This window comes from Rhizorhapis suberifaciens, assembly GCF_014200045.1.
In the GTDB taxonomy this organism is placed as follows: domain Bacteria; phylum Pseudomonadota; class Alphaproteobacteria; order Sphingomonadales; family Sphingomonadaceae; genus Rhizorhapis; species Rhizorhapis suberifaciens.
The window spans coordinates 34,662-55,891 of record NZ_JACHOV010000002.1 but is presented as its reverse complement, the minus strand read 5'-3'; the positions used below and the strand labels follow the sequence as shown (position 1 = coordinate 55,891).

General features: G+C 57.4%; 20 protein-coding genes. 9 read left to right on the top strand and 11 right to left on the bottom strand.

Features of this window, described 5'->3' with window-relative positions; all coding sequences use genetic code 11:
- Nucleotides 1-6 precede the first annotated feature (6 nt).
- The 4 genes from HNQ99_RS16745 (at nt 7) to HNQ99_RS02480 (ending at nt 3,696) form a co-directional block, all read left to right on the top strand.
- Entirely contained in the window at nt 7-810 is an 804-nt protein-coding gene (locus tag HNQ99_RS16745) for a cold-shock protein (protein WP_184474083.1), read from the top strand.
- Nucleotides 811-957: 147 nt separating this feature from the next.
- Nucleotides 958-2,337, top strand: a complete 1,380-nt coding sequence (locus tag HNQ99_RS02490) for a methyl-accepting chemotaxis protein (RefSeq protein WP_184474082.1) — start codon at nt 958-960, stop codon at nt 2,335-2,337.
- A gap of 148 nt (nt 2,338-2,485) precedes the next feature.
- Complete coding sequence (locus HNQ99_RS02485) at nt 2,486-3,334, top strand: helix-turn-helix domain-containing protein (RefSeq protein ID WP_184474081.1); 849 nt, start codon at nt 2,486-2,488, stop codon at nt 3,332-3,334.
- Nucleotides 3,335-3,354: 20 nt separating this feature from the next.
- Entirely contained in the window at nt 3,355-3,696 is a 342-nt protein-coding gene (locus HNQ99_RS02480) for an antibiotic biosynthesis monooxygenase family protein (RefSeq protein WP_184474080.1), read from the top strand.
- A gap of 96 nt (nt 3,697-3,792) precedes the next feature.
- On the opposite strand, the gene HNQ99_RS02475 is transcribed toward HNQ99_RS02480, so the two are convergent.
- Genes HNQ99_RS02475 through HNQ99_RS02460 form a run of 4 tightly spaced genes read right to left on the bottom strand, consistent with a single transcriptional unit; the run spans nt 3,793 to nt 7,306 of the window.
- Nucleotides 3,793-4,860 carry a class I SAM-dependent methyltransferase gene (locus tag HNQ99_RS02475; RefSeq protein ID WP_246414438.1) on the bottom strand — a complete coding sequence of 356 codons (1,068 nt, stop codon included), beginning with the start codon at nt 4,858-4,860 and terminating at the stop codon, nt 3,793-3,795.
- The gene (locus tag HNQ99_RS02470; protein ID WP_184474078.1) at nt 4,835-5,902 is read right to left on the bottom strand and encodes a pyridoxal phosphate-dependent aminotransferase; all 1,068 of its coding nucleotides are present in this window, start codon (nt 5,900-5,902) and stop codon (nt 4,835-4,837) included. Before HNQ99_RS02470 ends, HNQ99_RS02475 begins: the two co-directional genes overlap by 26 nt.
- On the bottom strand, nt 5,902-6,285 hold the full coding sequence (locus HNQ99_RS02465; protein WP_184474077.1) for a cupin domain-containing protein: 384 nt from the start codon (nt 6,283-6,285) through the stop codon (nt 5,902-5,904). Before HNQ99_RS02465 ends, HNQ99_RS02470 begins: the two co-directional genes overlap by 1 nt.
- Nucleotides 6,286-6,331: 46 nt before the next feature.
- Nucleotides 6,332-7,306, bottom strand: coding sequence for an LLM class flavin-dependent oxidoreductase (locus tag HNQ99_RS02460; RefSeq protein ID WP_184474076.1), 975 nt, complete (start codon nt 7,304-7,306; stop codon nt 6,332-6,334).
- Nucleotides 7,307-7,824: 518 nt separating this feature from the next.
- Between HNQ99_RS02460 and HNQ99_RS02455 the strand changes: the two genes are divergently transcribed.
- Nucleotides 7,825-9,126, top strand: a complete 1,302-nt coding sequence (locus HNQ99_RS02455) for a UDP-glucose dehydrogenase family protein (RefSeq protein WP_184474075.1) — start codon at nt 7,825-7,827, stop codon at nt 9,124-9,126.
- A gap of 41 nt (nt 9,127-9,167) precedes the next feature.
- Here HNQ99_RS02455 and HNQ99_RS02450 read toward each other — a convergent pair whose 3' ends face one another.
- Entirely contained in the window at nt 9,168-9,341 is a 174-nt protein-coding gene (locus tag HNQ99_RS02450; RefSeq protein WP_184474074.1) for a hypothetical protein, read from the bottom strand.
- A gap of 358 nt (nt 9,342-9,699) precedes the next feature.
- On the opposite strand from HNQ99_RS02450, the gene HNQ99_RS02445 reads away from it, so the two are divergent.
- Entirely contained in the window at nt 9,700-11,877 is a 2,178-nt protein-coding gene (locus tag HNQ99_RS02445; protein WP_246414373.1) for a GumC family protein, read from the top strand.
- A gap of 15 nt (nt 11,878-11,892) precedes the next feature.
- Nucleotides 11,893-13,314: a hypothetical protein gene (locus HNQ99_RS02440; RefSeq protein ID WP_184474073.1), complete on the top strand. Its 1,422-nt coding sequence runs from the start codon at nt 11,893-11,895 to the stop codon at nt 13,312-13,314.
- Here HNQ99_RS02440 and HNQ99_RS02435 read toward each other — a convergent pair.
- The 4 genes from HNQ99_RS02435 to HNQ99_RS02420 are packed head-to-tail and all read right to left on the bottom strand — an operon-like array spanning nt 13,196 to nt 17,141.
- Nucleotides 13,196-13,909, bottom strand: coding sequence for a TylF/MycF/NovP-related O-methyltransferase (locus tag HNQ99_RS02435; protein WP_184474072.1), 714 nt, complete (start codon nt 13,907-13,909; stop codon nt 13,196-13,198). The two genes, HNQ99_RS02440 and HNQ99_RS02435, sit on opposite strands and share 119 nt — an antisense overlap.
- A gap of 1 nt (nt 13,910) precedes the next feature.
- Nucleotides 13,911-14,915 carry a polysaccharide pyruvyl transferase family protein gene (locus tag HNQ99_RS02430; RefSeq protein WP_184474071.1) on the bottom strand — a complete coding sequence of 335 codons (1,005 nt, stop codon included), beginning with the start codon at nt 14,913-14,915 and terminating at the stop codon, nt 13,911-13,913.
- A complete protein-coding gene (locus tag HNQ99_RS02425) occupies nt 14,912-16,402 on the bottom strand; it encodes a lipopolysaccharide biosynthesis protein (RefSeq protein WP_322790300.1) in 1,491 nt (496 codons plus the stop codon). Before HNQ99_RS02425 ends, HNQ99_RS02430 begins: the two co-directional genes overlap by 4 nt.
- A complete protein-coding gene (locus HNQ99_RS02420; RefSeq protein WP_246414372.1) occupies nt 16,392-17,141 on the bottom strand; it encodes a glycosyltransferase family 25 protein in 750 nt (249 codons plus the stop codon). Before HNQ99_RS02420 ends, HNQ99_RS02425 begins: the two co-directional genes overlap by 11 nt.
- Nucleotides 17,142-17,462: 321 nt before the next feature.
- On the opposite strand from HNQ99_RS02420, the gene HNQ99_RS02415 reads away from it, so the two are divergent.
- Both HNQ99_RS02415 and HNQ99_RS02410 read left to right on the top strand, forming a co-directional pair.
- The gene (locus HNQ99_RS02415) at nt 17,463-18,338 is read left to right on the top strand and encodes a glycosyltransferase (RefSeq protein WP_184474070.1); all 876 of its coding nucleotides are present in this window, start codon (nt 17,463-17,465) and stop codon (nt 18,336-18,338) included.
- Nucleotides 18,339-18,349: 11 nt separating this feature from the next.
- Complete coding sequence (locus HNQ99_RS02410; RefSeq protein WP_184474069.1) at nt 18,350-19,315, top strand: glycosyltransferase family 2 protein; 966 nt, start codon at nt 18,350-18,352, stop codon at nt 19,313-19,315.
- Between the two features lie 10 nt (nt 19,316-19,325).
- Here the strand turns inward: HNQ99_RS02410 and HNQ99_RS02405 are convergent, their stop codons facing one another.
- Nucleotides 19,326-20,000, bottom strand: a complete 675-nt coding sequence (locus tag HNQ99_RS02405; protein ID WP_246414371.1) for a serine O-acetyltransferase — start codon at nt 19,998-20,000, stop codon at nt 19,326-19,328.
- A 26-nt stretch (nt 20,001-20,026) separates the two neighbouring features.
- A complete protein-coding gene (locus tag HNQ99_RS02400; RefSeq protein ID WP_322790299.1) occupies nt 20,027-21,220 on the bottom strand; it encodes a glycosyltransferase in 1,194 nt (397 codons plus the stop codon).
- Between the last annotated feature and the right edge of the window lie 10 nt (nt 21,221-21,230).

The following is a 21,230-nucleotide window of genomic DNA, read 5'->3' as shown; positions in this document are numbered from 1 at the left end:
CAGGGCATGAGTTTTGACAGAGGACGCCGCGGCGGTCGCGGCAAGGACAAGCGGGACGGTTTCGGCGACGAAAATTACGGCGGGTATTCGGATCAGGGCGGCGGCGGCCGTTATGGCGGAGGCTTCGGCGGTGATCGTGGCGGTTTTGGCGGTGGCGGTTTCGGTGATCGCGGCGGCTTCGGCGGCGACCGGGGCGGTTTCGGCGGCGGCGATCGAGGCGGTTTCGGCGGGCCTCGAGGCGGTGCTGGTGGTGGCGGTCGCGGAATGCCAGCTCAAGTTGTGGGCGAAGGCAAAGGCGTCGTAAAATTCTTCAACGGCCAGAAAGGTTTTGGGTTCATCGTCCGGGACGATGGCGGCGAGGACGTATTCGTTCACATCAGCGCTGTCGAACAGGCGGGGCTTGCGGGCCTTGCGGAAGGTCAGCCCCTGGAATTCACTCTGGTTGACAGGGGCGGCAAGGTTTCTGCCACCGACCTGAAGATCGAGGGCGAGCCACTGCCGGTGGAAGAGCGCGCTGCTCCAGCCCCGCGAGAACGTGGCGGTTTCGGTGGCCCCGGTGGGGGCGATCGCGGTCCGCAGCGCCAATTGACTGGTGAAAAGGCAAGCGGAACGGTCAAATTCTTCAATGCAATGAAGGGTTTCGGTTTCATTCAGCGCGACGATGGGCAGCCAGATGCATTCGTCCATATCAGCGCTGTGGAACGCGCCGGCATGAGCGCTCTTAATGAAGGTGATCGGCTTGACTTCGAGTTGGAAGTAGATCGGCGCGGCAAATATGCCGCCGTGAATCTGCAGCCAAAGCAGGATTAAGCGCCAAATAAGACGCTTCACCTCGTAAGTGAGATGATAAAGCCGGATCTTATTGATCCGGCTTTATTATTTCCTGGCAAATTTCTCGGCTTTAATAAATATTTACCACGCTTCCCTTATTATGCCGGCCGGTAAGGAGAAGATGGAATGAATGCACCGGGCGTTCTCAAGGTTAATCCCGCCAGAAGTCACCTGCAGAAATTGTCCGGCGAAGCCCTGGACATGCGCGCCAGGCTGTACAATGAAAATGGGGAATTCGAACGCGGCATTCACCTTCTTTGGTCGGAATGTTCCGAAATCATTATGGATTCTGCCAGAGAAATCTGGGCCAAAGAATTTCAAAGCCCCGATCGCATGAACATACCGGCCGAACATTGGCAGATCTGGATCGAAAAAACTTTAGAGACGACTCGCATCAAATTCACCACGCCCATCGACCGCGAATGGGTGAGACAGGTGGGCCGCCCTGCACGGCATTTCTTCAACTTCGGTGTTGCGAGTCCTCTCATTGTGTCGACACTGGCCGATCTGGCGGAACGGATCGGATCGAAGATCCAGCAGAAATATGAAAGCGAACCACAAAAGCGAAACTCGTTAATTCCCGTATTATATCGCCTCACCACCTGCGAGTTGGAAATCATACTGGCCGAACTCACCCAACTCGAAAAGCAGCAGGCCGCAGAAGATCGAGGCAAGGCAGGCGAAATCTTCCGGCGTGACGTTGCCAAGCAACTGGACGTGGCGCTGGACGAATCCGAGAGGCTTCGTCGGGAAACCGCGGCAACCAGCGACGCTGCGCGGGTAACTCTGTCACGCGCGTCTGAAGTGGCGATGGCGGCTCAGCAGTCCTCCCAATCGATGTTGGAAGCTGCAAGGACGGCGGCCCGGATGGCACAATCGATCGCCGATGTTGAGCGCGAGGTTGAAAAGACCAACATCATCTTTGCCGAAGCGGCAACCCAATCGGCACAGGCGGCGCAAAACACCCGGCAACTTTCGGGAGAGGTCCAGTCAATCGAATCGATCCTGGGTTTCATCCGCGATATTGCCGGCCAGACCAATTTGCTGGCCTTGAATGCAACAATCGAAGCCGCCCGTGCGGGCGACGCGGGCAGGGGCTTTGCCGTGGTCGCACAGGAGGTTAAATCGCTGGCCGCTCAAACAGCACGCGCCACGGATGACATTGCAAGCAAGATCATGGCCATCCAGTCGGCCACCCATCAGGCCGTCAGCACGAACGATTCCGTCTGCCAAACTATTCAGGCTGTGGAACAATCGGCACAGAATATTCGCCAATCGATGGAAAAGCAGAACAATACGGTCACCCTAATCGCAGCGTCGGTAGATGAAACAGCGCGGACCGCAGATGGAATTTCCGGCACCATTGCCGCGATCCGGACGGATACCGAGAAAATGACCGAAAGAGTCACCCGCCTGGAAGAAGGCTTTGGTTCGGTGGATCAGCACCTTTCCGAAATGAAGCTCCAAACAGAGCATTTCGTAACCAATCTGGTTGTAGAACAATAAAATTGCATTCAATTTAGCCATTAGCGCTTGATCCCCAAGGATGGGGCACATGGGCCATTTGTATTGGGCACATTACTAGCTATTGCGCTCGTCAGTCCTTGGACCTACCTAGGGAGGGTCTGTTTAGATCAGGAGATGGCGATCGGAAATGCTGCTGACGCGCAACTTCCAGCCATCGGCGGCACTTTCCCCTTTTATTTCGCGCTACAACATATTCTCGTCAGACACCCCTGGTTTCGAACTGAGCGACTTTTCACTGGCGGATTCGGCCGCTCTTTGCCTCACCTGGGGCGATTGGTGGATAGAGGCATCCCCCGGTACATGGCGTAGGTTGCCAGGTATTACCTTCGCGGGTCCGGCTAGCCGGGCTATCCGCATCCACATGAAATCCCCATGCCAGTTGATCGCCATTTCCTTTCGTCCAAGTGGGTGGAAGGCCTTGTTTCAGCGACCCGCCAATGAGTTTGCGGATTCCGTCATGCCATTTGCCGACCTTTGGCCCAAAAGCGCGTCATGTCTGGATGAGGCGATGTTGAATGACAGCGAACCGCGCAAGATCATTCAAACGGTAGAGGACGAGATCATACGCCATCTAAGTGGTATTGGAAGTTGGGAAGCGGACGAGGCCATGCTGATGTTTGAGCACATCGCTCAGATTGACAGCACACGACAGGTCAAGGATGTGGCCGCTCAACTGGGACTGTCGCCTCGACAATTCGAACGTCATTGCCTGGCCCATTTTGGCCACAGCCCGAAATTGGTGCTCCGCCGGAGCCGCTTTCTGGATATGGCGTCGGTGCTGAGGGGTCTGGGCAGCGCGAGCAATGAACAACTGGCGGAATTACGCTATTTTGACCAGTCGCATCGGAACCGTGAATTCAAAAAGTTCATTGGTATGACGCCTCAGCAATTCGTTCAGGCGCCTACTCCATTGTTCACCCCGGCATTGCGAATGCGGCTCCTGCCAAATGCTGAGGCAGAGCGCGTCCGAGGATGAAATGACAGAAGGAGGGTTTCATGTTCGTTGCGGTCTATTGGTGGCGTGTACATCCGGGTAAAGAGGACCAGTTTCGCGCCGCTTGGCGACGCGGAACCGAGGCAATCACCCGTATATACGGCTCTTATGGATCGCGCCTGCATCAGGATACCGATGGCCGCTTCATAGGCTATGCAGAATGGCCGGACGAGGAGACGTGGCAGGCCGCATTTGCGCAGAAGATGGTCTATGACGATGCCGAAGCCAGAGCAATGTTCATCGACGCGGTTTCCGACGCTCCCCCTGATCATGCCCCCATGCTCACTATGACGGTAACCGATGACCTTCTGCTCCGAAATGGAAACAAAGCGCTTGAGCTGTGACTGACAAATCTTACGATTTTTGGTTCGGATATGGATCGCCGCGGATGGGAGCCACCAACCGATGACGTGCGCCCCGCAACGATTGTCAAGCCAGCTTCAGTCATCTGGACAAAGATGAAATAGCCATGTTGAGGGAGCTCCAAACGGTCTGCATTCCACCACGCGAAGTCCTCCACCTTCAAAAGCGCGGCGATAGGAGGCGAGATCGTAGAGGGGAGTATCCATCAGCGAATGGACCAATTCGAACTGCAGCGAGAAGATGGGTAAATCCGCCTTATGCTCACTCCAGGGCTGGACCACGGTGTCGGCGATGAGAAAATGCCGGGCATCGGGAAAAGCTGTCCGAAGCGTCCGTACCACAAGTGATTTATCTTCTGATGTTGCAAACAGATCGTGCATCATAAGGAAGCAGCACACAAGGTCGACCTGCGGGAAAGATCGATCGCTCAGGGCATCGACGATATTTTCGCAATGGATGCTCAGCCGTTCCTCAAGACCAGCTTCGCGAACTCTCTGAACCGCAAGATCGCAAGCTCCCTGGTTGATATCGATCCCGATACCGGTAGCGTTCTCTCGGGAATTGATCAGCCGGATGAGACGCGTGCCATCGCCGCATCCGATATCGGCGGCCTTGGAAAACGCAATTCCCGATATAACCTCCTGTTCAATGGGAAGCATGAGCCCAGTCCCCACCTGCCCGGCTCCCTTTGCGATAAGCGCTCCATTCCTTGGCATGTCCCCTAAGCGATCAGAATGGCCGTTGAGGTCCGCCGAGAACGCATGCAGCAAGGGGCCATAGCCTCCCACGCCCCATATGAAAAAACCAATGTCCTTTACCAACGACTCCCCCGCGTCCGTCAGCTTGGCAACCTGGGCGTCCCAGTTGACATACCCCAGCAAGGCAGCGCTTCGTAAAAGAGCATTCAACTCCCGTTTGGATGTCCCCCGGCGCGCAGCCAAGTCATCCAGACTTTGAGGGGCCTGCTGTAACGCGGACCAGACATCAAGCCTTTCCAATGCCTGGACTATATAAGCACCTGCAAATCCGTTAAAAATCGTCGCGGAGTTCATTGCCGGAAGTGTTGGTACGGGCGTTTCCCAATGTGGTTTATAAGCGTGTTCATCTTGCTCATGGGATTTATGCATTGCTGAAAATCTCCTCATCAAGAGCTTCGCAAAGGCGTTTCATATCGTCTGGAGTTCCAATGGAAATCCGGACATGACCAGGAATTCCAAATGGAGCCAGGTCCCTAATCATGACTCCATGACGTTCGATCAACCGTTTTGCTAAATAGGTGCTGTCGCGATCAACATGAACCATGACAAAGTTGGTGACAGATGGAATATAGTTTAGGTTTCTGCTATCCAAATACGAGTATAATGCCTCTTTAGTGATCCTTATTACGTTTCTGGTAGAATGGAGATATTCGTCATTATCAAGCGCTACAGGAATTAATTTTTGGGCAAACCGGTTAACATTGAATGGTATCGTCCGGCGAAACTCCCATATTCGGCCAATGGCTTTAGGCGAACCGATCACATATCCGGCACGGATCGAGGCAAGTCCCCACGCTTTTGAGAAGGTGCGCATGACCAGAATGTTGCGACCGGTCTGAACATGGCGAAGGGCAGACGACCTCTGATCGTCGGCATAATCCATATAAGCTTCATCAAAGATAGGGATGATTCCTGCGGCCTCCGCGGCGTCCACCATTCTATCGACGTCACCAGAAGAAAGAATGGTGCCGGTAGGATTGTGAGGATTGCATATGAACGCGATATTGGCATTGCTTTTAAACGCTCGGATAATGTCGTTCGCGACCAATCCATGATCCTTGACGGCAACAACTTCTGTTGCAGCGCCAACTACTGCGGCCGAAGACGCATAACCGGGAAAGGTGGACTCAGTCAGTATTACTTTACCCTTTGCTCCGCTGAGACTGAGCGTTGTCAACAAGATCAACTCGTCAATGCCATTCCCAATCGCGACCATTTCCGGCGAAACTCCGACATATTCTGCCAGACGAGTTCTCAGCGCACTACAATCGCTGTCAGGATAGAGCGAAAGATGTCGTTCAAGCTTGCATTCCAGCGCTTGGGATACGGCGGGAGGCAGTGCGAAGGGCGACTCGTTCAGATGCAGCCGGACTATATCGCCGTCCGATAGAGCATTGACGTCATATGAAGTGATCGTTGAATTCCTCATTACGAAGATCGATCCTTATCGAACAAAAACAAACCGAAACAAAAACTCCCGGCCTCCGCTTTCTTCGTAATAAAACGGTGAACTTTTCCTGCCGGAACATAAAGTGCTCCGGGTGACTTCAGGATGACCGTTTCGTCCTCGACCTCCACGGCGATCACCGCTCCGCCAGGACGTGGAGAGAATAGGAGATAAATTTCTGGGACGTCATGAACATGTGCAGCGGCAACCGGGCATTCTATGAGATTACTTATCTCTGCACCGGCGAGTTCCACGGATATGCCACCGAACATTTCCCTTGTAAGAATGAACGGTACAGACTGATGATGTCCAGCCACCACCTTCATGACCGGTAGATCCTGATGGTATTGCACCTTTTCCTTCATAGTCTTTCTCCGCTGTCGAAGATTGGCATCGGATGCAAAAAGTGATCTAGTCAGTTGCGTTGACGAGGCTGGGAATGACTTTAGAACCAAAAAGTTGGTAGGACTGTTCGATGGATCGCCGATCCCGCAGATTTCCGGCAAAGAAACCGACGAAGTTCGTTGCGCCCACTTCGCGCGCCTGAGCCACAATCTGGTCCGCGACATCCGAGGGAGTCCCGGCAATGATATCGTCCGCCACGATGGCCGGCATTTGTTCGCGTGCGGCATACATATGCTCGGTCGCTTCGGTCGCACTCGGCGCAACAAAGACGCAACGGCGAAAGGCTAGCCGCTCCGCATCATAGGGTTGTTCTGCCGCCGCAGCCGCAACACGATAGTTATCGAAAAGCCGCTTTATTTGCGTCGTTGGCAGGAACCCCGTACACAATTTGTAGCCTCGCCGCGCCGCCGCAGTCGCAGATGCTGCACTACGCGCTGTCGCCCAAATAGGAGGAGCCGGCATCTGGATCGGTCTGGGTATGATCGCTACCGGACCAAATGACCAATGCCGCCCCTCATGTAACAAGGTGACGGAACGCCATCCTTTATCCAGGATGTCGAGCGCTTCCTCAAACATAGCGGGGACATCATCTTCAGCGATTCCGATCGCCTTTGCTTCCTTCACATGTGATCCGCGCGCAACACCAACTTCCACACGGCCCTGACTGAGGTGATCCAGCACCGCGATCTCTTCCAGGAGGCGCCACGGTTGCGACATTGGCAGAACCCAGCCAAGCACCCCCACGCGCAATGTCGTTGTCCGGCTTGCCACCGCTGCGGCCAGGAGACTGGGTGAGGGGCAGGCGCGCACGCCAGCAAAATGGTGTTCGCTAAAGAATATTCCGTAGAAGCCCAAAGCTTCGGCTCGGGTACCCAGATCGATCCGCCATGCATATTCTTTTCTGCAAACATCTATGTCGAACGACGAAGGATCTTCATCAGTAGAAATATTCATCTGTTCGAAGACCCACGCTTTTATCATTGTAATTCAGCTATCCGCCAATTGCGATTCTAATGACAAGTGAGATTATTTTTCAAAATAAATATATTTCTGCACTATAATAATGTTAAATTAGTTTATTAATACCATCGACCTAACCGATTTGGATTATTATTGGGAGTGGGTGGGATTGACAAAATACCATTGAATTGGCGTGCCTAGATGTTCAGATTCTCTTGCGATGGGGTCGCGGTGGCCCACTTTCCTGGGCAGTGTGAATCAATCAGCGAGCCGGCTGTGGACACTCGGATCAGCAAAAAATTCTGCATTTAACAGGCTCTAAAGCGCCTGAGCGAAGGGACAGACCGGTTCACCGTTCCCAACTGGACGCCGTAATGAACATATTGTTGCTGCAAAAAGCTGCGCCTACCTATCCGATCGGGTAGACTGGCTACTTAACCTGGCAAAAAAGGGGCTATTCACATGACCGGCAAGACCCGGACGGGAACTAGGTGCTACGAACTTCGTTGGAACGGCGTTTTCTCAGGGGGTCGCTTCCAATGCGCTTAACTATGATTGGTTCGGGCTATGTTGGCCTGGTTTCTGGAGCCTGCTTTGCCGATTTTGGCCATGATATCGTGTGTGTCGACAAGGACGAGGCAAAGATTGCCGCGCTTCTTGACGGACGCATGCCGATCTATGAGCCGGGGCTTGACCATTTGGTGGCCACCAATGTCGCGGCAGGACGGTTGCGCTTCACCACCGACCTTGCTGAAGGCGTCAAGGATGCCGATGCGGTGTTCATCGCGGTGGGAACCCCTTCGCGGCGGGGCGATGGCCATGCTGACCTTAGCTATGTTCATGCCGCGGCCGAAGAAATTGCTCGCGCCGTGACGGGCTTTACCGTCATCGTCACTAAATCCACCGTGCCGGTAGGGACGGGCGACGATGTCGAACGGATCGTGCGTGAGGCGAACCCTTCTGCCGATGTCGCGGTGGTTTCGAATCCCGAATTCCTGCGCGAAGGTGCGGCGATCGACGATTTCAAGCGGCCTGATCGCATAGTGATCGGATCGGGCGATGAACGTGCAACTGAGGTGATGCGGGCGATCTACCGACCCTTATATCTCAACAAGTCCCCGCTGATGGTCATGACCCGTCGCGGCGCAGAGTTGACAAAATATGCGGCTAATGCGTTCCTTGCGACGAAAATCACTTTCATCAATGAGATCGCGGACCTGTGTGAGAAGGTAGGCGCGGACGTTCAGGACGTAGCCCGCGGCATCGGCCTCGACAATCGGATCGGGTCCAAATTCCTGCATGCAGGGCCGGGCTATGGCGGATCCTGCTTCCCTAAGGATACCCTTGCGCTTCTGAAGACCAGCCAGGACTTCGACGCGCCGCAGCGGATCGTCGAAGCTGTCGTCGCCGTCAACGACAATCGCAAACGCGCCATGGGGCGCAAGGTGATTGCCGCCATGGGCGGGGATGTGCGCGGCAAGACTATTGCATTGCTCGGCCTTACCTTCAAACCCAATACCGACGACATGCGGGATTCCCCGGCTATTGCGGTAGTCCGTACGCTTCAGGACGCCGGCGCCAAGGTCCGGGCCTTCGATCCGGAAGGGATGGACCAGGCCAGGCTGGTGCTTGAAAACGTCACCTATTGCAATGGTCCCTATGAGGCGATGGAAGGGGCCGACGGCCTGGCCATCGCCACGGAATGGGACGCGTTTCGCGCGCTCGATCTCACTCGCGTCAAGTCGCTGCTGGGCCAGCCTGTACTGGTAGACTTGCGCAATATCTATCCACGAGCCGACGTTGAAAAGGCTGGGCTCACTTATCACGGCGTGGGTAGATGATGGAGACTTCGGCCCTTTCCCTCCCCAGCAGGACCTGTCGGTCAAGCCAGGAGTGCGAGGGCCGAAAGCATGATCGCGCCACCCGCGGTCAACGCGGTCCCCATGGCGAGCAGCAACGCTCCGCGGTCATGCCAGCGTGGGGTGCGGCGGTGATAGAAGCTGGCGAACGGATCTACCGATGCCGAATGCCCCGACAAGTTAAAAGATACATCCATGACGATCTCCTGCCCATGAACTGGGCCTGCCGACGCCATGGCCTATGATGCAGGCGACCGGCCGATCCCGTATAAGGGAAGCGAGGTTGTGAATTGATTAAGAGTGGGCGTGCCCAATGGACTCGGGACGTGTGCCGGCCGGAAAGACGCGGCTTTGGCACGCCCCGACGAAGCGGGCTTGTTGCAGCGCACCAGAAGCGGGCAGGTTGGCGACTCGAGGACGAGATACGCCGCCGCGCCGTCATATGGGCATTCGAGTACCGTTGATGCGTGGGGCTGAAAACATGAATCCGTTTTGCATGACCAATATCAAGGAGGGCCTCATCCCATGGGCTTTGACTGGAATGGGAGGGCCAGAATGATGGACGCACGCACACATGGTCCGATCGACCGGCCTGCCCGGCCCCCAAGCCCGGTGGACGAAGGCGCGCTCATCGACCTGCACCATATAGCCGGAATTATCCGGCGGAGGATCTGGGTCATCCTGAGCGTCAGCGCGATAATGTTGATCGCCACGGCCGCCGCCTACCTGCTTGCAGAGCCCCGCTATCTGGCAACTGGCAGAGTGGCGCTTGAGCGTTCACGCGAACAGGTCCTTCAGGTGCAGCAGGTGGTGCCGGACGTACCGCCGGATTCTGCGGCCGTGGATACGGAGGTGCAGATCCTTAAGTCACCGCAACTTGCGGCACGGGTGGTGGATAAGCTGAAGCTGATCGACGATCCTGAATTCAATCCCGCCCTGAAGGAAGGCTTCACCATAGAGGCTGATGAGGCGCGAAAAACGGCGGTAACCATACTCCTTTCCCGGCTGGAAGTGGTAAGGGAGGGCTTTTCTTACGCCATAACAATCAATTTTGAGTCCATCTCACCGACGACCGCGGCTCGCGTGGTGAATGCGCTGTCGGAAATTTATGTCTCGGCGCAGGTCGAAGAGAAATCGGGCGCAACCGACCGAGCCACGAAGTTCCTGGAGGCGCAGCTTAGTCAACTCCGTGCGCAGGTACAGACGGCGGAGGCAACCGTGGCGCAATATCGTGCGGCCAATGGCCTGTTCGATGCATCAGCCGGCAGCAGTGTCACTCAGGAAGAGTTGTCGGGTCTTAATAGCCAAGTAGCCCAGGCCCGCGCGTCCCAAGCGGAGGCGGAAGCAAGGCTGTCGACCGCCAGGGCGCAGCTTGCCCAAGGCAGCACTGGAGAAGAATTAGGCGAAGCCCTGGATTCTCCCGTGGTGAGCGCCCTCCGGTCTCAACGGGCGCAAGTGAGCGCCAAAGTAGCCTCGCTGCGTCAGCGCTATGGCCCCGGCTATCCCGAACTGCGCAACGCCCAGGAAGAGCTTCGCGATCTTGACGATCAGATCAACAGCGAGGTGAAGCGCATCATTTCCAATGTCAGTATTCAGGCCAATGCAGCCCGCCAGCGTACATCGTCTCTGGCCGGATCGCTGGCGGCTACTGAGGGCACTCTTGCCGCCAACAACAAGGCGTCAGTGCGGCTGGCGGAATTGGAACGCAACGCTGAATCCGCGCGTGTGCTTTATCTGGCGTTCCTCGACCGCTACAAACAGACACGCGCCCAAAAGGGCCTGGAACGCAGTAATTCCTACATCATCGCGCGTGCCGGTGTTCCGACATTCCCGACCACGCCCAACCTGATGATCTTCATCGCAGCGGGCATCGTTTCCGCCCTCGCGGCATCGTCGATTGCCGTCGCTATCCTCCAGTTGCTGGAACGCGGTATCGAGACAAGTGACGGCATTGAAAAGATGCTGGGCGTGGCATCGCTGGGATCCGTCCCGGATACGGCGCGGCTACCCGAACTCAGCAAGGAAGAAGCAGGGATCCCGGCGACCCAGATCATCGTGGACAAGCCGCAGTCCGCATTTGCGGAGGCGTTCCGGCGATTGCGCACGTCGATCCACTTCGCTTTGCCTGAGGCAAGATCGGCTGTCGTGGCGGTCACCTCTTCCCTGCCCGGAGAAGGCAAAACCACGACCGCAATCTGCCTCGCCCGATCGGCTGCTCTGGCCGGTGTAAAGGTCGTGCTTGTCGATTGCGACATACGGCGCCGTTCCTCCAGCCTTCAGTTCAGCCCGCTGCGGTCGATAGGGCTAGCCAAGCTGCTGGCCGGAAAGGGTACATTGGACGAAGCGCTGTTCGTGGACGAAGCCACTGGCGCTTATGTTCTGGCGCAACGTCCGGATGACAGCACCAATATCTCGCTTTCGGACAGCCCCGCCTTCGCTGCGTTGCTTGCTGAATTGCGCGTGCGCTTCGACCTTGTCGTGCTGGATACTCCGCCCGTGCTGCCGGTCGACGACAGCCGCGTCGTTTCCGCCATGGCCGACGGCGTCGTCATGCTCGTCCGCTGGCGCAAGACGCCGGGCAAGGCCGCCGAGCTTGCCTTGCGCCAGCTTGACGAAGTAGGCGCCCATGTCATCGGCGCCAGCCTTACGCTGGTCGACATGGTTCAACAGACCCGCGTCGGCTATGGCGACGTCGGCTATTATTACAGCGCCTACAAAAGCTATTATGCCTGACGGAGCACTTGCCGAATGAACGGAGGCGTCGCTTCTCAGATCCCGTCTTTCGGGCTGCATATCTTGGCGCCGGTGACGCTGGTGCTGCTGATTGCGACGATCTTCGCTGCCAGAAAGATGCACAGCTGGCCTGGGCGGTTCGTGCTCTTTGCGTTATGGGCGCGTTATCTCTTCGGCGCTTATCATGTGTTTATGTTCAAGCCGTTGGCGGCCGGCCTGTCAGGCAACGCATTCGCATCAATTACCTTTGCGGGTCTCGGCCTGTTGGTCATAAGATTGCGGCATTTAATGCTGACCGCGCTATTGCCTATTTATTTGCTCATATCGCTGGTTCTGCTGAGCGGCATTTTGAACAATGACATGACCGGGGCGTTCGGTGTTGCCATTAAATATGCCTATCTGACGGTAGTCATCGTCGCCACCTTCGAGGCATTGAGACAGGATGAAGAGGGTAAGGTGATGCCTTGGCTCCTTTGGGCCTTCGCACCACTGCTGTTGTTCCAATGGCTATCCCTCGCGATGAACATGCCGAAGGGTTCGGAGGAAGGAACCGGTCTTGTGTGGATCGGCGGCTTTAACCATGAGGCTGCATTCTCCCTCGCCCTTGCCACCGCTTTCATGGCGGGATGCCTGGCGAGAAAGCTTCATCCGGGCCTTCGCATCGGCTTCATGATCGCGACGCTCGTCGGCATTTTCCTGGCAGGCTATCGCACGGCGATCTTCGCCGTTGGGCCACTCGCCTTTATGGCGGCCTGGGGGGTGCTCACAGACTATGTCAAGCCGGAGCAGCGCCGTGCGGTCGGGACTGTCGCATTGGTGGTGGTGATGGCCGCAGCGGCCGCCGTCGCCGTTGCTTATCACGAAAAGTTCGTCGATCTCGCGACTTTCCTTTCCGATCCTGGCTCGCTCATCAAGCAACCACGCGAATTCACCCAATTAGACCGGCAGATCATGTCGGGCCGGCCGCTGATCTGGAGTCAGTATCTATACGCCTATGCCGACGGTACGCCCGTCCAACATCTGTTCGGTTTCGGAGCGGAATCCTGGACCGACACATTCAACGTCTATCCCCACAATACGTTGGTCGGCACATTATACGAGCTGGGGATGTTCGGCGTGGGCGCAATGCTGATCCTGTGGTTCAGCATGTTGCTGCTGGCCGTTGGCGTACGCCGCACGGAACGGATGACGCTTATTGCCGCGCATCTAAGCTTCATCATCATGAATTTCGCCACCATGCCCTTCTGGCAGGTGGAGGGATTGGCCTTTTACGGATTGCTTTGCGGCTATACGCTCTTCAGCGCTCGGGCCGCGGCACTCAGCCGAGGCGCCGCAAGATCGGGTTCAAGCCGGGCTCCATATGGAAATCGGCGTGTCCGGCCAGGAATTCGTCAACCGCAGTCCGACATCCCGCATAGTCGTTATAGTCATCAATAACGATGACGCCGCCGGGTGTAAGACGGCAGGCGGTTTCCTCCAGGCAGTAGCGCACGGGATCATACCAATCGCAGTCGACATGGGCGAATGCGATCTGATCTAAAGCCAGTGTCGGAAGCGTCTCTTCGAACAACCCCTTCACAAGGTTGATGCGCTCACCGTCCACCGGCCTGCCAAAGCGGGCGAGCTGTGCCGCGACATGTTCATACAGGTCATTGCGATAGCCATAATAGGCATCGTCGCCAAAGCCGGTCGCCTGCCCCGAAGCTATGGTTTCGTAGCGTTCTTTTGATTTGGCGTCGTCCTTTTCGGATGTGGGCGGCGGGATCATGGCGAAGACATCCAAGCCGAAAAAGCGCCTGCCCTGCCCTGCCGCCTGTGCAAGCAATATGGCCGATCCGCCCAGCGCCACGCCAAATTCCACAATATCACCGGCCACATTGTTCTTCTGTATTTCGGAGAGCGCCGCTTCAATGCGCACCAGCTTGCGTACCGGCAAATAGGTGAGCCGCTCCGCCTTGATCCGCCGCGCGGTCTCACTAAGCCGCATTTGATCGATCCAGTGGCTGGTGCGGCGTTTCAACGTGGTGAGCATGTCATCTCCGTCCAATGATCTGCAAAGCTAGAGCGAATGCGTCGGCGCGGGAGGTGGCGAGATGAAAACCTTCATATCCGCGCGTCCATTCGGCGGCGAAACCGCTTACCTTGCCATAATTATTGTCCAGCACGACCTGGGGAATGTCGAGAAGCAGCGACAAGATGTGAGCATGCAACCGGTCGGTAACCACGACCCGCCCCTGCGACAGCATGGCCAGGCCACGCCGAAGCCGCCAGGTCGCGAGCATGCGGTATCGCCGCAACCGCTTGCCCTGTGTCGTAGCCGCCATGAGAGAATCGATCTTGATCCTGGCGCGCATCAGGTTCCGTTCGCCCGCGCTTTCCTCCAGCCAGTCGTCAACGATGGTGTCAGGCGGGGGGATCGCGCTGTCCGCCACTCGCTCATGATCGGTCCGGAGCAGCGCCAATATATCGGCCTTAGGAAAGGCTTTCTGAAAGCGGCCAAGATAGAGCGCCGCGTCCGGGCAAAGGTGAATGTCGCACTCAAAATGGTTCCGCGCGAATTCCAACGAGCGCTCATCCCGGACGAGCAGAGTGAACGCGCCATGCGTGCGGATCGCATCCGCCATTTCCCGCGCGCTGGCTTCATCCTCATAATGAATGGACTGGGGGAGCTGTATGACCGGCCGCCCGCGAAATTGGCGTAGCAAGTGCAGCCGCAGCGCTTCATGCTTGGGCCAGATGGTGCCGAAATTGCCGCCGCCGTGGATCAGAATCGGCCCTTCAGGTACATGTTGGACCAGCTCTCCGGCCGCAAAATTGTTGAGCGCCGCCGAATAGACAGGCGTGCGGCCCATATCGTCCAGCCAAGCCATTTCGCCCAGCCAGATGGCAGAATCTCCGACATTGGAGTGATCGGGGAAATCCACGAGGGCAACCGGTCCTGAGGGAATGGTTCGCGCGAATAGGTCACCGACCTTGGCTTGAAGCTCGCCCACCAGCTGGTTGGCCGAAATACGTTCTTCGATGAGCAGCGCCGTCATCGCCGCACCTGCTTCAGGGTCCGGAAGAAAAGCGCGCGCCACAGCGGAGATATGGCCATTAAAGTCAAACCGTACACCAGCGTTCCTGCCACGACGACCAGCAACAGCCGGGCCCATGGATTAGGGATCAAAATGCCCATTTCAGGCAGCGAAACATAGAGCGCCACCGCCATGACGGTCGATGCCGCCAGCGGTTGCCAGATCGCTGCCCAGCTATGACCGAGGCCGATGCCCGAAGCTCTTTTCAGCGCAATGATCTGCAGCGGCAACGTCAAATATGCGCGCGCAACATAGGCCCACGCAACCGCGAACAGGCCAAAGGGTGCCGCGAAAGAGGTAAAGAGCGCAGTGAGGCCAAGCTGGGCAATGGCGATAAGAAGCAAGCTGCGGCTTGCCCCCACTGCGCCTAGTGAGGGCGAGGCAAACTGGTTGAGAGTGAAGGGCAGAACCATGAATGCGAATATCTGCGCCAACTCCCCCGCTTGCCCCCATTTAGGGCCGAAGACCGTTGGAACAGCCAGGGGAGCTACGACCGCAAAACCCACGAGCGCCGGAAAGGAGATAACCGCAGCCTTGGAGATCATCCATTCATAGGCGCGGCCAAGTTCGGCCTTGTCATCCTTCACTCGTGCCAGCGTCTGCATCGCCACCGTCGTGAATGGGCGGATAGCGCCGTTGGAAATCAGCTCCACCGTTCGCCAGGCGGTGCGATAAACGCCCACGGCCACCATCCCGATGACATTGCCGATCACTAGTTCCTGCAGTCGCAGGGTGAAGATAAAGACCAGCTGCGTGGCGGTGAGGCTGCCGTTCAAACCAAGTTTATGCCGGAAGATCGTCCAGCGGAACTTCCAACCGGGCTTCCATCTATAGGAGGCACGGGAAAGAATGACGCTGATCAATTCCGTCACCAGCCGCTGAATGACCAGGGCCCAAAGGCCAAATCCCGCGAAAGCGGCGGCCACCGCCGCGCCGCCTCCCACTACCCCGCTCACCACGGACCGAAGCGCCGTCGTTTTGTGACCGAATTGACGCAGCCGCAACGCCATGTGGGTTTGACCCAGCGCAGATATCGGCAGGACCATGCTCAACACCTGCAGGGGAGCGGCGATCTGCGGCGCATCCATGAAATCGGCGAAAGGATAAGCGAAAAGAACGATGACGGCGCAGGCAATAAGGCTGAAACCCAGATTGCCGCGATAAACCGTATCGGTGAATTCCTCAGTGAGGTTCGGCTCCCGCGCGACGATCTGGACCAAGCCGGCGGTGCTGACGGTTCGGAAAATTTCCGAGACAATGGCGATAATGGCGAAGGCGCCGATGTCGGCACGGGTCAGCAGGCGCGCGAGTAGAACGAATACGACAAATGAAAAAAACTGGTCCGACATGAATCGGACCACTGTCCACCCTATCGAATGCTTGCTTTGCCGCCGCAGGTCCTTGTCAAATCGCGCGCCCACCGTGGACGCATAAGGGTCAGCCGCCACTCAGCATGCTCAATTTCATCGCGCGGATTTTTTGCCGATCGATCCAGCGGGAGATGCGCTGGCGTGGGGAATAGAAAGCGGGGCTCCGGTAGGATTGAAAGCGGGAAGCGCCGATGCCGGATTCAACGAACTCTTCAATGACGGGCGCTGGAAAGACGGCGAGATTGCGTATGCCATGCTCCCAACTGCGATCCATCTGATCGTCAATAGGGCGCTGGATGATGGCGCAGGCCTCAATAAACGCCTTTGCCCCGCTTTGGGTTATGGCATAGGCCTGCGTCCCGTAAGCATGACCGACATATTCCACTACGCTGCGGGAATGCTGAATGAAATCGCGCTCGACGGTTCGGCAAAAGGCGGGCTGCTTCGCGTAAAGGCGGAGATATGGCATGTCCAACGCCGCAAGGTCGGTCGCCGCTAACGCGGAAAGAAAGGCCCAGTCCACGATCGTGTCATCCTCCAGCACGATGCATTGAGGAATAGCCCGCAACACCATTTCCTGCCAGACCGAATAGTGACTGGAATAGCAGCCTATCTCGCCTGATGTAAGCTGCCGGCCCTTGTTCCGCTCCGCAGACTCCCCGTCGTAAACAAGACCATCAGCAAGGTCGGTACAGGCGTTGAAAAAGCGCCAAGGCACCCTCGCCCGCTGCGCACGGGCGGCGAAAGCTTTACGGCGTGTCGTCGCATTGGCCATGGACACCACGACCACCGGACAAGAGGAATCTACGTCTGCCATATGCCTACGCCGATGCTGCTAACCCTTTATCGTTATACCACGACCGTATGCACCGATTGCGACCCGTGCGATCCAAGTGATAGAAAAGAAACCGGATTTTGCAGCGCAGCGCAAGCGCAAAGCCGATATGGGTAAGCTTAATGCGGTATGATGAGAGATTAAGGCGATGGGTGAAGTGCCTCGCGGGCATCTGTAACGACTTGACCAATCCGGCCACCGGCTCGTCCGGACCGGTAGGGGTGGCTGCTTGACGGGCGGAGGGAGCTGCGCGAGCCTTACTGCAACGCAACAATGCGCTGGGTGAATAGTTATAGGCTTCATATGCTCGACCCGATTATCAGTGTTATCATTCCGGTTTGGAACAGCCCCGGCCTCCTCCGTCGCTGCCTGGATGCTTTGGAGGGACAAAATCTGGGGCGCGATACCTTCGAAATCATCGTCGTGGACAATGGTTCCACCGACAATACGGCGGAGGTAGCGCGGTCGGTTCCTGGAGTTATCCTCCTGAAGGAAACGCGGCCGGGCTCCTACGCTGCCCGTAACCGTGGATTGCAGCATGCCCGCGGCGTGTATGTCGCCTTCACCGATGCCGATTGCCTGCCAGCGCCGGATTGGCTGGAAAAGGCGCTTGACGCCGCCGGTCGCCACCCGGACGCCGGGGTGCTGGCAGGGCGGATCGAGCTATTTGAGGAAGGAGAGACGGAAGGCCCTGTCTTCACCGACTATGAGCGGCTTTTCAGCTTTCCCCAATCGCATGCCGCGCGTGGCAATTGCGCAACGGCAAACTGGTTCAGTCGAAAGACAGTCTTCGAGGAACTGGGCGGGTTTGACGAGCGATTGAAATCGGGCGGGGATCGGCAGATGGCCCTCCGCATCAGGGAAGCGGGCCTGCCCCTGATCCATGCGCCCGAAATGCTAGTGCTTCATCCGGTTCGCGCGTCCCGGGGCAGCCTTGTCCAGAAGCGCCGACGGTTGAGCGGCGGTCGCTGGGATAGGACCGGCACGCCAGGACGTCTTCTGCGCGTCATGCTGGTCACGCTTTATGATACCGGCCGCCGGCTCCGCAGGGCGGCGCTGGCTCCCGGCCTTTCCTTAGGGCGGCGGCTGGCCGTCATGCGATTGACGCTGGAACTTTCCATCGTTGCAACACTCGAATTTTGGCGCCTCTTTCGCGGGCAGGCGGCAATAAGGGACTAGGATATCTATACATGAAGCCGCCGCAGTTTTCGGTCATAATGCCGCTCTATAACAAGGCGCCGCATGTCGCCGAATCGATAGCATCGGTTCTTGGCCAGACGCTTTCGCCAAAGGAACTCGTCATCATTGACGACTGCTCCACCGATGGCGGGCGAGAGATTGTTGCGGCCATTGACGATCCCCGCGTGCGGCTGCTCGACCGGCACGTGCCAGGGCCCGGCGGATATGCGGCGCGCAATCTGGGCATAAGGGAAGCCCGGGGCGATTGGATCGCATTTCTAGATGCCGATGATTTGTGGAGCGCCAACCATCTGGAGGTACTGGCGCAAGCCATAGCCGACGCGCCCAATGCAGGAGCGGCCGCCACCCGCTTTGACCATATTTTTGAGAACCGGCGTCAGCCGCAACGCATTGCGCGGCGGCTCGAACAAGGCGGCGTGCTGAATTTCCGGCAATTTCTTGAAGCCTGGCTGGAGGTACGGGAATGCCCCCTCTGGACAGGCGCAATAGCCTTCCGCCAGGAGCTGCTGATTGAAGCAGGCCTCTTCCCCGATGGCCGGGCCGTCCGCGGTGGCGACAAGGACCTTTGGCTACGCACCATGCGCCTCACCCGGCTGGCTTATACCCCAGTAAAAACCGCTGAATTCAGTCGCGAGTCGGTCAACAAGGTCAGCAACGCCACCAAAACGCTTTCACCGCCTTGCCTGGTGGACTCTGCCCATGCCCTGATGAAGGACGCCTCGGCTGAGGAGCGAAAATTGCTGAGACGGCTGATTAATCAGGAAATCAGTCATTATGCCCGCTATTCGATGAAGGGCACCGAGCGGATCAATATCCCGTTGCGGCAAGTCGCCATGCCCGAGGGCATCGGAACCCTCGCGCTGCTGATGGCCGCAAAATGGCTACCCGCCACCTTTCGACAGGCAGGTCACGGCTTCACACGGAAACATATGCGCCGGCAGGTGGCCACGCCATAAGGAAGGGCTTTCAGACCGCCGGGGATATCGGCAATGGGGGCACGCCGTCAAAAGCGCCTGCACAACGCTTCATCAGATCATTGGGCACCAGCCGATTGATATAACCGTCCGAACCCGCGTTCGACAGAAGCTTCGCGGGGATTCCCCCTACCACGCCCATTTCGGGGACATCCTTGGTGACCACTGCATTCGCCCCCACCGCGCAATCATTGCCAAGGTGAATTCGACCGATCACCTTGCAACCCGATGCAAGGAATACCCTGTCTCCCAATATGGGCGATCCGGCCCGTTCTCCCCGGTTGGACTGACCCAACATGATCCCGTGGGTAAGGTTGGCGTTCGCCCCGATCACCGCATCCCCATTGATGTAGATGCCGCCGAAGCGATTGATGAACAGGCCCGCTCCAATCACCGTATATTCCGGAATGGCAAAGCCGAATTTGTAACGCAGTCGCAGCAGCCAGAGCTTGAACAGGGGATAAAGGCCAAAAGCCTGGAATCGGCGCGTGCGCAAATATCCGCAAGTCCGCATCACAACGGTATATTTATAGCCGGGGGTGAAAAGAAAATGCCGCCAGAAGGAGGCAAAACTGATCCGTCCTTCATAGCGATAGAGATCGGCCTGAAGCAGCGCCACGAGACCTCGCAGGGTACGAGCGCAGCCGCGGCTATGCGGCTTTCCCATTTCCTGGACAATAGGTGTCATCTTGTTCAGAAACGTTGCTCCCTGATTTTATGTTTGGCCGCCGGCGGGGCCACTGATCGCGGCTCGGTTTCAACCGGGGGAAGCGCCGCTTCGATAGTTTTCCAATAGCGTTCGGCGGTGCGTTCAACGCTGAACTGTCGCGATAGTTCTAGCGCCGCCGCTCCCCGTCCATTGCGACCGCCGGGCTGAAATACGGTTTTCAACGCCTCGGCGAACGCATCTGGATCGTTCTGCGGCACCACCGCCCCAGCTGGCCCATGAACGATGCCGTCGACCTCCTCACGTGCCTTGCCCAACAAGATCTCCGATGGGCCGGAAGCACAATTGGCCGCGACTATGGGCAGGCCGCATGCCATGGCTTCGACCATGCCATTGGGGAACCCTTCCGCGTTGGAGGGCAGAGCGAACAAGGAAGCCCTCCGCAAGACGGCAAATGGATTCTCCAGAAAGCCGGGCATCAGCACCCGGCCCGCCAGCCCCAATTCCTCCACCTGCTGTTCTAGAGCGCCCCGAAGCGGCCCCTCGCCCAGAATAACGAGGGATGCAGGCAGTTGTGCGCGCGCAAAAGCGTCAATCAACATTGAAAAATTCTTGTTGGGAACCAGCCGCCCAGCAGCGGCAATATATTCGCCCTCCAGGGCAACTCCGGAGGGAGCTTCCGACATGGTAGCGATGCGGTCATGATGTACCGGATTGGCGATGACCGAAATCCGATCCGCCCTAACGTGGAAATTCTGTTCCAGATCGGAAGCCACACCCTGCGACACCGCAATGACGCGATCAGCACGAGGATAGGTCAGACGCACCAACGTCCGGGCCGCCAGTCCTCCAAGTCCGTGGTTCAAATGGGCCGAGGCGTTCACGCGCTCGCTAATGAGGCAAGCGGTAGGATAGCCCGCCGTTGCCAGGATATTCGCTGCATTCGATCGGGTCAAAAAACTGATCGTCACGTCCGGCTGCAAGCGGGATACCAGTTGCCGCGCCGCCCAGAGGCTCGCCAGAAATCGTCCGCCGCAATCCAGCCGGTAGGTCTTTATCCATGATGGCGGATTATAGGCCGCCTCTTCACGGTCAAGCAGCGCAAGACCGATATCGAACCGGTCCCGCCAGGGTGACGACCCTTCAAGCAGGGTTGTCATCACTCGTTCCGCCCCGCCACCTGCGAGCGAATTGATGATGAACAGGGCTTTCCTTCGCACGCCGGCTGTC

Bases quoted from the DNA above. Each gene is read 5' to 3' on its own strand.
- HNQ99_RS16745 (WP_184474083.1), top strand. From the start codon at position 7: ATGAGTTTTGACAGAGGACGCCGCGGCGGTCGCGGCAAGGACAAGCGG.
- HNQ99_RS02490 (WP_184474082.1), top strand. From the start codon at position 958: ATGAATGCACCGGGCGTTCTCAAGGTTAATCCCGCCAGAAGTCACCTG.
- HNQ99_RS02485 (WP_184474081.1), top strand. From the start codon at position 2,486: ATGCTGCTGACGCGCAACTTCCAGCCATCGGCGGCACTTTCCCCTTTT.
- HNQ99_RS02480 (WP_184474080.1), top strand. From the start codon at position 3,355: ATGTTCGTTGCGGTCTATTGGTGGCGTGTACATCCGGGTAAAGAGGAC.
- HNQ99_RS02475 (WP_246414438.1), bottom strand. From the start codon at position 4,860: ATGAGGAGATTTTCAGCAATGCATAAATCCCATGAGCAAGATGAACAC.
- HNQ99_RS02470 (WP_184474078.1), bottom strand. From the start codon at position 5,902: ATGAGGAATTCAACGATCACTTCATATGACGTCAATGCTCTATCGGAC.
- HNQ99_RS02465 (WP_184474077.1), bottom strand. From the start codon at position 6,285: ATGAAGGAAAAGGTGCAATACCATCAGGATCTACCGGTCATGAAGGTG.
- HNQ99_RS02460 (WP_184474076.1), bottom strand. From the start codon at position 7,306: ATGATAAAAGCGTGGGTCTTCGAACAGATGAATATTTCTACTGATGAA.
- HNQ99_RS02455 (WP_184474075.1), top strand. From the start codon at position 7,825: ATGCGCTTAACTATGATTGGTTCGGGCTATGTTGGCCTGGTTTCTGGA.
- HNQ99_RS02450 (WP_184474074.1), bottom strand. From the start codon at position 9,341: ATGGATGTATCTTTTAACTTGTCGGGGCATTCGGCATCGGTAGATCCG.
- HNQ99_RS02445 (WP_246414373.1), top strand. From the start codon at position 9,700: ATGATGGACGCACGCACACATGGTCCGATCGACCGGCCTGCCCGGCCC.
- HNQ99_RS02440 (WP_184474073.1), top strand. From the start codon at position 11,893: ATGAACGGAGGCGTCGCTTCTCAGATCCCGTCTTTCGGGCTGCATATC.
- HNQ99_RS02435 (WP_184474072.1), bottom strand. From the start codon at position 13,909: ATGCTCACCACGTTGAAACGCCGCACCAGCCACTGGATCGATCAAATG.
- HNQ99_RS02430 (WP_184474071.1), bottom strand. From the start codon at position 14,915: ATGACGGCGCTGCTCATCGAAGAACGTATTTCGGCCAACCAGCTGGTG.
- HNQ99_RS02420 (WP_246414372.1), bottom strand. From the start codon at position 17,141: ATGGCAGACGTAGATTCCTCTTGTCCGGTGGTCGTGGTGTCCATGGCC.
- HNQ99_RS02415 (WP_184474070.1), top strand. From the start codon at position 17,463: ATGCTCGACCCGATTATCAGTGTTATCATTCCGGTTTGGAACAGCCCC.
- HNQ99_RS02410 (WP_184474069.1), top strand. From the start codon at position 18,350: ATGAAGCCGCCGCAGTTTTCGGTCATAATGCCGCTCTATAACAAGGCG.
- HNQ99_RS02405 (WP_246414371.1), bottom strand. From the start codon at position 20,000: ATGGGAAAGCCGCATAGCCGCGGCTGCGCTCGTACCCTGCGAGGTCTC.